Origin of the sequence: Neobacillus niacini (genome assembly GCF_046591715.1) — a bacterium.
GTDB lineage: Bacteria > Bacillota > Bacilli > Bacillales > Cytobacillaceae > Neobacillus > Neobacillus niacini_L.
Window position 1 is genome coordinate 86,240 of sequence record NZ_JAWVNQ010000004.1, and the last position, 12,617, is coordinate 98,856.

Consider the following 12,617-nt stretch of genomic DNA (forward strand, 5'->3'; position numbering starts at 1 on the left):
TAATGGATTTTTCAAAAATCGCTGAAGATAAAATAAAAGAGGCCATAAAGAAGAATGATCTTGAAAATCTTCCTGGTATGGGGCAGCCGCTGGAGTTAAAAGATGACTTTCCTGGAATGTCTGACGAATGGAAAATGGCTTATCGGGTAATAAAGAATGCAGGGTATTCGCCGGAAGATGTAAAAAAAGAAATTTTTAGAATCGAAGAATTGATAGAGTCTTCAACCGACGAAGAAGAGAAAAAACGATTACAAGCTAAACTTGGAAAAAAAAGGATGGAAATGGAGAGATTGCTTGAAAAAAGGGGAACATTAACAAATTCCCGATTTGGGAGTTATGCAAATAAAATTTATAACAAATTAAAATAAGGATTATCTAGAAAGAGAGAGAAAAATGATTCATGATTCTTTCATACAATTATATGGTCATTTTGAAGGAGAACTCGTCCGAATAAATGATGGCTTTCATAACACTGTCTATTCCACTGATAACATCATTTTCAGAGTTACTCCTTCCCGAAGAAGAAGTGAGGTAGATATTACAAACGAACTCATTTTTATTCAGGGTTTATGGAAAAATGAAATCACAGTTTCTTTACCTGTAAAGTCCGTTCGTGGAATGTTGGTCGAGTCACTTGATGATAACCATTTTGTAGTCGCATTCGAAAAAGCTAAAGGAACACCAATTGATGTTACAAATAAGGATGTCTGGAACAAAGAACTTTATTTTCAATGGGGAAAATTATTAGGAAAAGTGCATAGTACTGGAAAAAAAATCAAGGTGGATCGCTCGGTTTGGACGATAAATCAACCTGATTTATTAAATCTATTTCCTAAAATCACAACTGAATCTATAGCACAAAAGTACAAACAACTCTTATACAAGTTAGTAGAGTACCCACAATCTCCTGACCTTTTCGGACTCATTCATAATGATTTTCATCAGGGAAATATTTTTGTACATGATGGAATGCTGACACTTTTTGATTTTGATGATTGTGCTTACCATTGGTTTGCATATGACCTTGCCACTGCCTTTTATCATGCTTATTGGCAAGCATCATCTTTTACACCCGATAACACACATTTCAGCAGGGAATTCTGGGAGCACTTCTTAACCGGCTATCAAGAGGAACATACAATCAGCAAAGCTCTCTTACAGCAAATTCCTATTTTTTTAAAAATAAGAGAGATTTTCTTATATACGTTATTTTACGAGAAATGGGATTTGGAAAATCTAGAGGATTGGCAGAACTATACCCTCACTAATTTAAAGAGGAAAATCGAAGGTGGAAAGCCGTATTCCGATGTTAATTTTACAGAAATAATTGACAACTTGAATAAAGGTAAAATACAATATTAATAACAAACGTAAAGGAATGGTAAAGAGGAATGAAGTTATAATCTTATTTTTTCAGTACATTTATTCGAATAGCGAAAAATGGTGAACCTGAAGAATAGGATTAGTCTGTCCTTTTTTAGTACTTACGTTATAAATTCAATCAAAACATCGTTATTAAAGGCCTTTTTAGGTTTATTAACGTATGTTTTTTGTGAATGCCTTTACGTCTGACTAAAACACTCTCTTCAGGTTCAATGGAAGGGAGTTTTTTTATGAACAAAAATAATTTTTCTATAATAAAAGCTACTGGATTAGAAATGAACTTTAATCTTAGGAAAATCCTAGATAATATTTCCTTTGATATAAAGAGTGGCGAAAGAATTGGCCTCGTAGGGTATAACGGCACCGGAAAAACGACATTGGCCAATATCCTTACAGGTAAAATCACACCTGATAAGGGTTTCGTTGAAAAATCTACTGATTTAAAGATTGGATACCTTACACAATCAATAGATTATGAAGGTAATGAATTATTTGAGGGAGACCTTTTACAGCACTCAAGTAAGTTAGGATTGAAAAAGGTTTCTACATGGGAAGAGAGACGTTTGAACCATTTAAGCGGCGGCGAGAAGTTGAAACTGGCATTATCCAATGTGTGGGCTTCCAAGCCGGGATTCTTGATTCTCGATGAGCCAACTAACCACTTAGATTTTAAAGGGATAGAATGGCTGATTGAAGAGCTTAAAAAATTTAAAGGTCCGGTATTGATCATTTCTCACGACAGGCATTTCTTAGATAAAACGGTGACACGTATTTTTGAAATTGAGAATACAATGATGAATTTCTACAATGGGAACTATAGTGATTATCAGAAGGAAAAGCAGCACAGACGTGAAACCCAAATGCACCATTATGAAGTGCAGCAGCGCAAAAAAGAAGAAATCGAAATGCAAATGGAACAATTGTCGTCCTGGTCTGAAAAAGCCCATAGAACATCAACAAAACAAGGCAGAGATTATGGGAATAAGGAATATCATCGAGTAAAGGCCAAAAAACGCGATGCTCAAGTGAAATCGAAAATGAAACGGCTTCAGAGCGAGCTGGAAAAAAACAAAGTTGATAAACCCATCGAAGAGACAATGGTCAGATTTCAATTTGATTCAAGAGGGAATAGAGGCAAAAGGATTATTGAGGCAAAGAGTGTAACAAAATCGTTTGGGGAAAGAAGCCTGTTCCGCGATTCTCATTTTTATATTAATCATGGAGAACGCATTGGTCTATTAGGGGAAAACGGCTGTGGTAAATCCACCTTAATCAAAATGATTCTCGGTGAAATATCTGTTTCTAGCGGTGAACTATGGAAAAGCGACTCAATAAGGACTGCTTACCTAAGTCAAGATGTTGACGATTTGCCAGGAGATAAAACCGCCTTAGAGGCATTAGGGTTCACAGATCGAGAAAACATTCTTAAGGCTAGGACATTATTCGCCAATCTCGGATTAAAAGAACAATTTATTACGAAGCCCATTCAAACGTTGAGTCTTGGAGAGAGAACAAGGGTGAAATTAGTTGATATCCTCATGAAGGAATACGATGTTCTAATTTTGGATGAACCAACCAACCATCTAGATTTGCCTAGCAGAGAGCAGCTCGAAAAAACCTTGAATGAATTTACAGGTACGACTATAACCGTTTCGCATGATTACTATTTCCTAAATAAGCTATGCGATAAACTTCTTGTATTCGAAAACCAAAGGATTCAACGCTTGGAAATGAAACCAGAAGAGTACTTTAATAAAACCAGCTCTACTGACCTTACAGTTAAAAAAGAAACATTAATGATTATTGAAAATAGAATCGCTACAATCCTTGGTGAATTATCACTTATAGACCAAAAAAACCCTAAATACAGTGAATTAGATGCTGAATTCAAAGAGCTTTTAAAGCAAAAAATAAAATTAATGTAAAATAGCATAAGAATAGCCCCTTTTGGCAGGGGCTATTTCGTTCTTCTTCGTTTAAATGCATAAAACTCTAATATCATCTCTAAGAAGGGTATACTATCATTAAACAATTGTTTTCATAACGGAAAGCAGGGGTTTCAAATGATTATCGAAATTAAATATAAAAAACAAATATGTGATATTGGAAAAAGAGTATATGAAAAAGGATTTGTTGCAGCCAATGATGGAAATATTTCTGTCCGTATTGGCGAGGATGAGTTTCTAATAACTCCAACAAACGTTAGTAAAGGATTCTTAACCCCCGATATGATCATTAAAGTAGATAGTAAAGGAAATGTCCTCGAAGGTGATTATCAACCCACCTCAGAAATGAAAATGCACTTGCTTGTTTATCGTGAGCGGCCGGATGTTCATGCTGTTTTACATGTTCATCCCCCTTATGCAACTGCTTTTGCTATCGCGGGAATTCCTTTAGATCAGGCCATTATGCCGGAAGCTGTTGTATCCCTAGGAACGATCCCATTAGCTCCGTATGGGACACCCTCAACGGATGAAATACCAGAGGCTGTCAAAACACATGTCTATGATCATCAAGGTGTATTATTAGAAAACCATGGTGCCTTGACATGGGGGAAGCACTTAGAAGATGCTTATAATAAAATGGAATCGTTAGAGTTCCTAGCAAAAATCAATTGGATTTCAAGGCAATTAAAAGGTGACCGGGAACTTTCCAAAGAAAATGTTGCCAAGCTGTTGGATCTCAAAATGATGCTGGGAGTAGAAGGAGTTTCCCCACAGGGCGTTGACGTCCCTGAAGGCACTCATGCAATGAAAGTAACTTCTGTGAATGAACAGACATTATCGGAAAGAGATCTTGACCTGATTGTAGACCGGGTTACAACCAGTGTCCTCAATGCCTTAAATAAGTAAAACATTTGCTTTTCTAGTATACTTTTACTAAACTGTTTTTAAATTGTCACATATTTGGCTGATACAACCTTTATTTCAACTGACTTTATAGTGTAAAATCGATGTAGCTATTAATGAATCAAGGGGGTTCGGGATATGGTGAAGAAAGTTATGGCTATTGTTGTGTTGATAGCCTTACTTGGAGTTGCGATTGTACAGGCTATGGATAAAAAGGCTGAACCCGAAATTGCAAGTCAAGAAGCTGCGAATATGGGTGGTTTAAAAGTCGGGGCAAAGGCACCTGATTTTGAACTTAAAACGCTAGCGGGAGAAACTGTTAAACTATCCGATCTAAAAGGAAAAAAAGTTATGCTCAATTTCTGGGCCACTTGGTGTCCGCCATGTAAAGCAGAAATGCCAGCCATGGAGGAATTTCATAAAGAAGCTGGGGATGAGGTTGTTATTTTAGCCGTTAACATTGACCCGCATTTAGATGTAAAGGCTTTTGTAGATGAAAATGGTATTACCTTTCCGATTCCTTTAGATGCTGAAGATAAGGTAAACGAGACTTATCAAGTTTTATCTATTCCAACTACGTATTTTATCGATACGAAGGGCAATATAGGAAACAAATATATCGGGGCCATGAATCTCGATGCCATGGAACAATATGCAAAGGATTTAAAGTAGACATTGGATGTTATTCCAGTGTCTTTTTTTGTTCAAACATATTAGCGCTTTAAAGCATATTTTTCTTTTAATTTTCAAAAAGTTGTAATAATTGAAACCGTTTCCGGGCATAATAACTGCTAGAATAGGAAATAAGGAAGGTGATATACATGAGAAAGCCTAGAAAACGTTCCTTTGCAGAACTTGTGTCAGAAAATAAAAGTCAACTTTTGAAAGATAGAGCTGCAATGGAAAAAATTGAAATGCGTTTAGAAGAAAAGCGACTTGGCAAGGCCGAGTAAGATAAATCACATAGATTACCAATCATGTTCCTCCTTCAAAACGGACAAAATGTTAAGGAGGAGGGATATTACATGAGTAATCCAAAACATAGTCAACAAGGCTTCAGTGAAGATCATCTTGGAACAAAATCCAAGAACTTTGGTGGAAACAAAGGGAAAAAATATCAAGATACATCTGGCAAGCACGCACAAGTTATCCAAACTAAAGGTGAATAAAAGATTCGTTAAGACTCGTCAGGCACAAGCTGAGCGGGTCTTTTTTGTGACTTTCCTAGCAAAAATTTTCAGTGATATTTTTTTCACTTCGATACAAACTATATCTGTAACATGACACCACCTAGGAGGGAAACACTATGACCTATAACAACAAACCGAAACCAGATGACCGCAGTGATAATGCAGAAAAACTTCAGGCAATGATACATGATACACTTGAAAACATTGAAGCTGCAGAAGATTCAAAGGCCTTCACAGATAGCGAAACACAAATCCAACAGATTGACGCGAAAAATGAAAGACGCCGTGAAAGCATCGAATCCTACCGCGCAGAAATTAAGGATGAAGTCTAAAATAATTGCTGAGGACCTGTTCATTTCGTACAGGTCCTTTATTCATTCAATCTTTGGATTTCATGTAGATGGACAGGTTGTGGTAAGATATAAGGGAAATTTTGAAAAGAAGTGATCACATGATACGACAACAAACAAATCAGCCAATTAAGCAGACAGACCCTATTATTGAGTGGGAACAGGAACTGAAAGAAAAAGGCTTTATCGCCAATGAAAATGAACTATTAACAGCGATTAGAGAAGAATCTAATCCTGTCCTTTTATCAAGAATACTAACAGTTGCCGCCCTTTCGCGGCTAGAAAGAAAGCACCAAGATACATTAGCTTTTGCTTGGTTACAAAAAGCATTAGATCTATATCCAGAAAATGAGATGGCAAATTCCTATTTCATCCAATACGATTGGAAAAAGAAAAAAGACATTTTAAACCTTCTCGATTTCCCGGCCATACGGGAAACAGATAATCGAACAGCAAAGAAAAAAGTGGCAGAACAATACATACAAATTTGCCAATCATTCTTAGAGGAAGCAGATGATCATTTAGAGGACCTTACTGAAAAGCGGAATCTTGCGGATGTCTTGGAAAATGAACAACTTTCTCTTCAATATCATAAACTTGCTGAGCTGCTTACTGATGCTATTGAATTTACTGGGAACTTATTAAAGTCATCTGAAGAGTATGAGGAATCCATAAAAGGTGTGTTTCATACAGCCACGTATGTTGACGACTTAAAATTTCATTTATCCAGCCTAGAAGATCTCAAAAAAGAATGGCAGAGTCTCTTTCGAGTTGAAGATGTGGTTGAACAGGATTCCGAAGACGCCCTAGACCAATTAAATGAAATGATTGGGATGGATGTCGTAAAAAAACGCGTCAATGATTTTTACCAGTTCCTAAAATACCAAAAGGATCGGAAAGAGCTTGGATTCCAAACAAAGGATGAATTAAGTCTTAATATGATACTGACTGGTAATCCAGGTACAGGGAAAACAACGATCGCTCGATTATTAGCCAAGATTTATCATGAGCTAGAGGTACTGCCGCGTCCGGAAGTGATTGAGACCGACAGATCACAGCTTGTGGGAGCATTTGTAGGGCAGACTGAGGAAAACGTCCGTGCCGTTGTGGAGAAAGCAATTGGCGGGGTCCTGTTCATTGATGAGGCCTATAGTTTAAAACGCGAAGGGCAAACAGGAAATGACTATGGGCAAACAGCGGTGGACACACTCGTTTCCTTGATGACCGGGAAGGAATATGGCGGGAAATTCGCGGTCATTTTGGCGGGATATCCAGATGAAATGCGTATTTTCTTAGATGCTAATCCTGGATTAAGAAGCAGGTTTCCTCAATCGAACCTTATTCATTTACCCAATTACTCAAATGGGGAATTAATCTCAATTGCTGAGAAAATTGCTTCAGAAAACGATTATATCCTGACAGAAGAAGCAAAGGTTGAAATTAACCATCGCTTAGATCAAGAACGGGTGGATGATACCTTCGGGAATGCACGGTCTGTTCGTAATATAGTGTTAGATGCCATTTTTAAAAAAGGATCATATCACCCCCTGTCTAATGAGAATATTCTCACTTATACCTTATTAGATAAAGAGGATTTTGAAATTGAACAGAACGAACACCGGGAATCACCATTTGAAAAATTAGAGCGATTGATTGGCTTAACTGAGTTAAAAGGGGAATTAGAGACACTCGTTTCCTTTGTGAAAATGCAGCAGTTTAGAAAAGAGAAAAAGCTTCCCACCGTACCTATTCAGCTGCACTCCGTCTTCACAGGAAACCCAGGCACTGGTAAAACCACAGTCGCTAAGATATATGCAGAGCTCCTGAAAGAATGCGGAATGTTGAAACGAGGTCATTTAATTGTAGCAAGCAGAGCCGATTTCGTAGCTGGATATGTTGGTCAAACAGCAGGAAAAACAAAGAAAAAAATCCGTGAAGCTCTTGGGGGAGTATTGTTTATTGACGAAGCCTATTCCCTCCTAAGCCAAACAGCAGGCGATTTTGGCAAGGAAGTAGTCGATACTCTTGTTGATGAGATGACCAAACATAATGAAAACCTTGTGGTGGTCCTAGCAGGTTACCCAAATGAAATGGACCAATTATTAGAAAGTAATCCTGGACTGCGTTCAAGATTTAAGAAATTTTTCCTGTTTCCAGACTATTCTCCGGAGGAGCTGCTGGCAATAATTGAAACGTATGTTGAGAGCTTCCAGTATCATCTAAGTGAAGGAGCAAGAGCTCTCTTGAAACAAAGGATTGAAAGTTATTCTTTCAAAGGGAACGGAAGGTTTGCTACGAATTTGGCCGATGAAATGATACAAGCTCAAAGTATGAGGCTCATGGGTGTAACAGAGGAAGAGGAATTATTAGAAAAAGCCATTCATATTGAAAGTGATGATGTGGAAAAAGCGCTTATTAAATTTCCTTTAAACAGGAAAGGGGAATAGAGTATGGAAAATGTATTTATTTCTACAAGAGAGATTCAACTTTTATATGCGGATACGGACATGATGGGAGTAATCTATCATGCAAATTACTTGAAATATTTTGAGCTTGGAAGAAGCGGTTTGATTGAGGACCTTGGCTATAGTTATGTCGATATGGAAAACGCGGGGTATTTTGCGCCTGTCTATGACATCCAAGCAACCTATAAAAAACCTTTACGGTACGGTGATAGGGGATTCGTAAAGACTTGGATAGAGAAAAATGACGGTCTTAAAACAGTTTATGGCTATTCCATTATTAATGGAGACGAGGAAATTTGTGCAGAGGGAACATCTACACATATTGTGGTTAAAAAGGATAACTTTAGACCGATACCGTTCAAAAAGGCTTTTCCTGAATGGTTCCAGAAATATGAAGAAATAAAGAAGAAGTAACCGTTAGTTTTGGGGTGACAATATGGCATTTGGAATCAACAGGAAGGAAGTTAGAGAGTGGAAACAAAAAATTAATGAAGGTGAAATTGCATTTTTAACCCATTTTTGGCTGGATGACCGCTTCCCAGGATGTAGAACCGTGACCAAGGTAGGCTGCTCTGACCTTGATAAATTAGCTGTATGGGGTCATAAATATGGATTGAAAAAAGAATGGATTCACCACCGCCGTGACGGTTACTCCCATTTTGATTTAATTGGAGATAGACAAAAAGAAATACTACAAAAAGAAGGATTACATCACCATATTTGGTGAAGCAGGAGATGAAACCATGGTTAAGTTGGGAATTATCGGTCTAGGTGGTATTGCAAAAAAAGCTTATCTGCCTGTTTTTAGTAGTTTAGCTGATATGGAGTTCCATCTATTTACAAGAAATAATGATGTTTTATCGGAAATAAGTAAACAATATCGCTTTCCACATACGCATTCTTCTCTTACATCACTTATTGAGAGCGGTATAAAAGGGGCATTTGTCCATTCGTCAACGGAATCGCATGAGCAAATTGTTAGAGAGCTCTTAGAGAATGGAATCCATGTCTATGTTGATAAACCCATTACTTATCACTTGGAAACGACCAAGGACCTCGTGGACCTTGCCGAAAAACAAGGACTTATATTAATGACAGGTTTTAACAGGCGATTTGCTCCATTTTATCAGGCCATGACAGAAATAGATCAACACAATATGGTAATTTTACAAAAGAACCGCCATCAACTCCCAAGTGATATTCGAACCTTTGTTTTTGATGATTTTATCCATGTCCTAGATACGGTTCGATACCTTATGAAAGGCGATATCCAAGAAATTGTCGTTAACGGCAGAGTAGAGAATGACAAACTTCATCATGTAGTCGTTCAATTTATCTCAAAGAACATGACAGGTATCGCAATTATGAATCGAGACAGCGGGGCAGAAGAAGAGAGATTGGAAGTAATGGGACCTGTTGAGAAGAGAGTTGTTCATGATTTAGATAAATTAACAATCTATCGTGATCAAAAGGAAAGCATCCACTCTTTTAACAACTGGGATTCTACTCTATACAAAAGAGGTTTTGTCCAGATTGTTGAAGAGTTTATCAATGCCGCAGCTGCTGACACGAAACCATCTGTTACAGCCAGAGATTCATTACAAACACACGAATTATGTGAGCTGGTTGTTAAACAGCTTGAAAATAGCCAATAGGAAAAGCACACATGACATGCGTTCATGTGTGCTTCATTTATTTTTGTTTATGCCTTTTTATAATCTAGTATAGGTTCTTCATATTTTGCATGATACTCAATAAGTAAATCATGGTCATCGAAGTACCAAAGATCCTTTTCTTCAATATAAAAAGTAATTCCGTCTTCAACCGTTTTTGCTCCTATATTAACGGGTTCATCATTTGATATTCCAAGAGAAAACCCGCTTTGTACGGTACTGCATCCGCCATATCGTACATAGAAACGGACAAAATCACCTGTATTAAGATTTAGCTCTTGTTTGTACCACGCTGCTGCTTCACTGCTGATTTGGATTTTCATCTGTAACTCCTTTCAAATACCTATAGTTTTATTATACATTAAAGCTCCAACATTTATCGATGATGATGCTTATAAAGGAAGTTGAAGCCAATCTATTAGGTAAAAGAAAATTAATACCATGGTATGGGCAATAATAGATGGCAAAATACTTTTACATTTAATTGTTAATATAGCAAATAAGATTCCTAAAAAAAGATAGAACAATACAACTGCCGGAGAGAATCCAAATATAGTGGTATTTATCGCAAAGGCAATACTTGAAAACAGAATAGCATAAATATCATTTGTTATCCCAATAAACTGTGTCAACAAAATACCTCGCCACATTACTTCCTGTCCAATAGCATGAATAAGAGTAAAAGAGATAAGAGCAAAGAAGATATTCATATCTATTCCACGAGCGGTTGTCAAAAGTAAAATAATAATAGCAACAGAAAGAATTGCCAAAATAATATAGAAAATCCTCCTGCCATGTTCCAGCTCTGGTTTTTTCAAAAAGAAACTTACATTTTTATTGAATGTTTTGATTACATAACACATCGATAATATTGGTATGACACACAATAATTGACCAGCCATAAGCCTGGCAAAGGGCATTAAATTAAAACCTTGAATAAATTTATCGGTATAAAAAAGAATAAAATTACCGCCAAAGAAAGCCATAATCGTCCATGCAAATAGACGATTTTCTTCCTTTAGGAAAGCCAGCAATAATAATAACCCCAGGATAAACCACAAGAATTGGCCATAGTAACTTCTAGTAAAAAAATAAATCAAGACAATAAATAAGGTTGATAACAAGAAACCTAGAACGTTCTTTTGTTTCATTTTGAAACATCCTCCAAAATACAGATAAAAAGGCACCGTATTAACGGAGCCATTGAGTCATATGGTCTTTAATTTCCTGATATTTTGCATCAGCATTTTTCAATCCGAAGGAACCTGCCTTTTCTAATGGCACCACTTGATAGTTTTTACTTCTTTGGCTCGAGACATAGGTAGGATAAAAAGCCGGATTGGACAATTCAATGGTATTTCCCGAACTCGTAATCTGTTTCGTTATTTCGATAGAAGCCATGCCGCCGATATCTTTATAATCTCTAACTTGTCCTGAGATGAAATTTCCCAATGAATAAGCAACAAATGATTTTCTGCCATTTCCTCTATCAATCCATTCCATTGGCTGTAGAACATGGGGATGAGAGCCAAAGATTATATCAACTCCTTCATTCGCAAGGAAATTCGCCAAATCCCTTTGCTCATTGGTCGGTATACGTTGATATTCATTTCCCCAATGGATACTCATGATAACAACATCACTTTCTTTCTTTGCACGCTTAATTTCATCACTCATCAAATCGCGATTGATTAGATTAACAAGGAAGTCCTTTCCATCTGGAATGGGAATTCCATTTGTTCCGTATGTATAGGATAGAAATGCTAATTTAATGCCATTTTTATGTATAACTCTTAGCTGCTGGCGATCCTCATGATTCAGAAAACTTCCAACATGAGGCAGCCCGATACTATTCAAATAATCACTAGCGGAAAGAATTCCTTTTTCTCCTTTGTCTAATGTATGATTGTTAGCTGTTGAAACAATATCCACTCCTGAATTGACAAGCGCATCTGCGACCTCGTGTGGACTATTAAACGTCGGATAGCTTGATACACCTATGTCCACACCACCTAACATGCTCTCTTGATTAGCGGTTAGGACATCAGGCATTTCCAATAAGCCTTTAACATTTTCGAAGATTGGGTTGAAATTATATTGGGTTCCATCATAGGCATCTTGATAAACAGTGTCGTGAATCAAAATGTCTCCGATAGCTCCAACCGTAACCTTTTCAGTAAGTGTCCTTTCCATAACAGGCTGCAATCTCGCAGTATGTTCCTTTACTGGATGTATTTTTGCAGCTGCAGCCCTTTTATTTTGCTGCTGAATAAGCAGCAATGCAGTAACAACGATACACATAGAAATAATAATAACCGAAGAAATAATGGCTTTATTTTTCATAGTTCCTCCTTACTTATTAGGTCTCTAGGCAAAATATTTTCAACCATTCTACCAATACTATAATATAATTATGTGCTATATTTCGACTATTTCCTGCATTTTATGAAAAATTTAAGGATGTGATGAGTTTGTTCAAGATTACTGAGAGTGCCCGTAATCTATTGGAAGGAATTATCTTGAAAGAAAAGCAATCTCCAAATGAGGAACTATTGGTTCGGTTAAGCATGGGGATTGGCTGAGGAGGTCCCAAACTAAATCTGTCTCTGGAAGAGCGGAAAATTAATGGAGATCTTCAATTTGAATTTGATGGGGTCCTAATCCTCATTCATGAACAAGATTATGTTTACTTTGACCATACTAAACT

The 12,617-nt window shown here is 37.0% G+C and carries 15 protein-coding genes; 12 read left to right on the plus strand and 3 right to left on the minus strand.

Features of this window, described 5'->3' with window-relative positions:
- Window positions 1-2 precede the first annotated feature (2 nt).
- The 12 genes from SFC47_RS12730 (at window position 3) to SFC47_RS12785 (ending at window position 9,892) form a co-directional block, all read left to right on the plus strand.
- Window positions 3-368 (plus strand): DnaJ family domain-containing protein, encoded by a 366-nt coding sequence (locus SFC47_RS12730; RefSeq protein WP_411254667.1) that lies wholly within the window; start codon window positions 3-5, stop codon window positions 366-368.
- 25 nt (window positions 369-393) lie between these two features.
- Window positions 394-1,362, plus strand: a complete 969-nt coding sequence (locus SFC47_RS12735) for a phosphotransferase enzyme family protein (RefSeq protein WP_411254668.1) — start codon at window positions 394-396, stop codon at window positions 1,360-1,362.
- Between the two features lie 251 nt (window positions 1,363-1,613).
- The gene (gene abc-f / locus SFC47_RS12740; RefSeq protein ID WP_411254669.1) at window positions 1,614-3,308 is read left to right on the plus strand and encodes a ribosomal protection-like ABC-F family protein; all 1,695 of its coding nucleotides are present in this window, start codon (window positions 1,614-1,616) and stop codon (window positions 3,306-3,308) included.
- Between the two features lie 138 nt (window positions 3,309-3,446).
- The gene (locus SFC47_RS12745) at window positions 3,447-4,235 is read left to right on the plus strand and encodes a class II aldolase/adducin family protein (RefSeq protein ID WP_411254670.1); all 789 of its coding nucleotides are present in this window, start codon (window positions 3,447-3,449) and stop codon (window positions 4,233-4,235) included.
- A 135-nt stretch (window positions 4,236-4,370) separates the two neighbouring features.
- Entirely contained in the window at window positions 4,371-4,904 is a 534-nt protein-coding gene (locus tag SFC47_RS12750) for a redoxin domain-containing protein (protein ID WP_411254671.1), read from the plus strand.
- Between the two features lie 149 nt (window positions 4,905-5,053).
- Window positions 5,054-5,185, plus strand: coding sequence for an FbpB family small basic protein (locus tag SFC47_RS12755; protein ID WP_034672833.1), 132 nt, complete (start codon window positions 5,054-5,056; stop codon window positions 5,183-5,185).
- Window positions 5,186-5,257: 72 nt separating this feature from the next.
- The gene (locus tag SFC47_RS12760) at window positions 5,258-5,401 is read left to right on the plus strand and encodes an acid-soluble spore protein N (protein ID WP_411254672.1); all 144 of its coding nucleotides are present in this window, start codon (window positions 5,258-5,260) and stop codon (window positions 5,399-5,401) included.
- A gap of 137 nt (window positions 5,402-5,538) precedes the next feature.
- Window positions 5,539-5,754 (plus strand): small acid-soluble spore protein Tlp, encoded by a 216-nt coding sequence (gene tlp / locus SFC47_RS12765; protein WP_411254673.1) that lies wholly within the window; start codon window positions 5,539-5,541, stop codon window positions 5,752-5,754.
- A 119-nt stretch (window positions 5,755-5,873) separates the two neighbouring features.
- Window positions 5,874-8,219 (plus strand): AAA family ATPase, encoded by a 2,346-nt coding sequence (locus SFC47_RS12770; protein WP_411254674.1) that lies wholly within the window; start codon window positions 5,874-5,876, stop codon window positions 8,217-8,219.
- A 3-nt stretch (window positions 8,220-8,222) separates the two neighbouring features.
- Entirely contained in the window at window positions 8,223-8,651 is a 429-nt protein-coding gene (locus tag SFC47_RS12775; protein WP_411254675.1) for an acyl-CoA thioesterase, read from the plus strand.
- Between the two features lie 22 nt (window positions 8,652-8,673).
- Window positions 8,674-8,964 (plus strand): hypothetical protein, encoded by a 291-nt coding sequence (locus tag SFC47_RS12780; RefSeq protein ID WP_411254676.1) that lies wholly within the window; start codon window positions 8,674-8,676, stop codon window positions 8,962-8,964.
- A 16-nt stretch (window positions 8,965-8,980) separates the two neighbouring features.
- A complete protein-coding gene (locus SFC47_RS12785) occupies window positions 8,981-9,892 on the plus strand; it encodes a Gfo/Idh/MocA family protein (RefSeq protein WP_411254677.1) in 912 nt (303 codons plus the stop codon).
- Between the two features lie 47 nt (window positions 9,893-9,939).
- Here the strand turns inward: SFC47_RS12785 and SFC47_RS12790 are convergent, their stop codons facing one another.
- The 3 genes from SFC47_RS12790 to SFC47_RS12800 form a co-directional block, all read right to left on the minus strand.
- Window positions 9,940-10,233, minus strand: a complete 294-nt coding sequence (locus tag SFC47_RS12790) for a HesB/YadR/YfhF family protein (protein WP_411254678.1) — start codon at window positions 10,231-10,233, stop codon at window positions 9,940-9,942.
- Between the two features lie 69 nt (window positions 10,234-10,302).
- On the minus strand, window positions 10,303-11,061 hold the full coding sequence (locus SFC47_RS12795) for a CPBP family intramembrane glutamic endopeptidase (RefSeq protein ID WP_411254679.1): 759 nt from the start codon (window positions 11,059-11,061) through the stop codon (window positions 10,303-10,305).
- 40 nt (window positions 11,062-11,101) lie between these two features.
- Window positions 11,102-12,253, minus strand: coding sequence for a CapA family protein (locus SFC47_RS12800; protein WP_411254680.1), 1,152 nt, complete (start codon window positions 12,251-12,253; stop codon window positions 11,102-11,104).
- Between the last annotated feature and the right edge of the window lie 364 nt (window positions 12,254-12,617).

Excerpts from the sequence above, each read along its gene's own strand:
- SFC47_RS12775 (WP_411254675.1), top strand. The coding sequence starts at position 8,223 with ATGGAAAATGTATTTATTTCTACAAGAGAGATTCAACTTTTATATGCG.
- SFC47_RS12790 (WP_411254678.1), bottom strand. The coding sequence starts at position 10,233 with ATGAAAATCCAAATCAGCAGTGAAGCAGCAGCGTGGTACAAACAAGAG.
- SFC47_RS12750 (WP_411254671.1), top strand. The coding sequence starts at position 4,371 with ATGGTGAAGAAAGTTATGGCTATTGTTGTGTTGATAGCCTTACTTGGA.
- SFC47_RS12760 (WP_411254672.1), top strand. The coding sequence starts at position 5,258 with ATGAGTAATCCAAAACATAGTCAACAAGGCTTCAGTGAAGATCATCTT.
- SFC47_RS12800 (WP_411254680.1), bottom strand. The coding sequence starts at position 12,253 with ATGAAAAATAAAGCCATTATTTCTTCGGTTATTATTATTTCTATGTGT.
- SFC47_RS12735 (WP_411254668.1), top strand. The coding sequence starts at position 394 with ATGATTCATGATTCTTTCATACAATTATATGGTCATTTTGAAGGAGAA.
- abc-f (WP_411254669.1), top strand. The coding sequence starts at position 1,614 with ATGAACAAAAATAATTTTTCTATAATAAAAGCTACTGGATTAGAAATG.
- tlp (WP_411254673.1), top strand. The coding sequence starts at position 5,539 with ATGACCTATAACAACAAACCGAAACCAGATGACCGCAGTGATAATGCA.
- SFC47_RS12785 (WP_411254677.1), top strand. The coding sequence starts at position 8,981 with ATGGTTAAGTTGGGAATTATCGGTCTAGGTGGTATTGCAAAAAAAGCT.
- SFC47_RS12745 (WP_411254670.1), top strand. The coding sequence starts at position 3,447 with ATGATTATCGAAATTAAATATAAAAAACAAATATGTGATATTGGAAAA.
- SFC47_RS12795 (WP_411254679.1), bottom strand. The coding sequence starts at position 11,061 with ATGAAACAAAAGAACGTTCTAGGTTTCTTGTTATCAACCTTATTTATT.
- SFC47_RS12730 (WP_411254667.1), top strand. The coding sequence starts at position 3 with ATGGATTTTTCAAAAATCGCTGAAGATAAAATAAAAGAGGCCATAAAG.
- SFC47_RS12755 (WP_034672833.1), top strand. The coding sequence starts at position 5,054 with ATGAGAAAGCCTAGAAAACGTTCCTTTGCAGAACTTGTGTCAGAAAAT.
- SFC47_RS12770 (WP_411254674.1), top strand. The coding sequence starts at position 5,874 with ATGATACGACAACAAACAAATCAGCCAATTAAGCAGACAGACCCTATT.
- SFC47_RS12780 (WP_411254676.1), top strand. The coding sequence starts at position 8,674 with ATGGCATTTGGAATCAACAGGAAGGAAGTTAGAGAGTGGAAACAAAAA.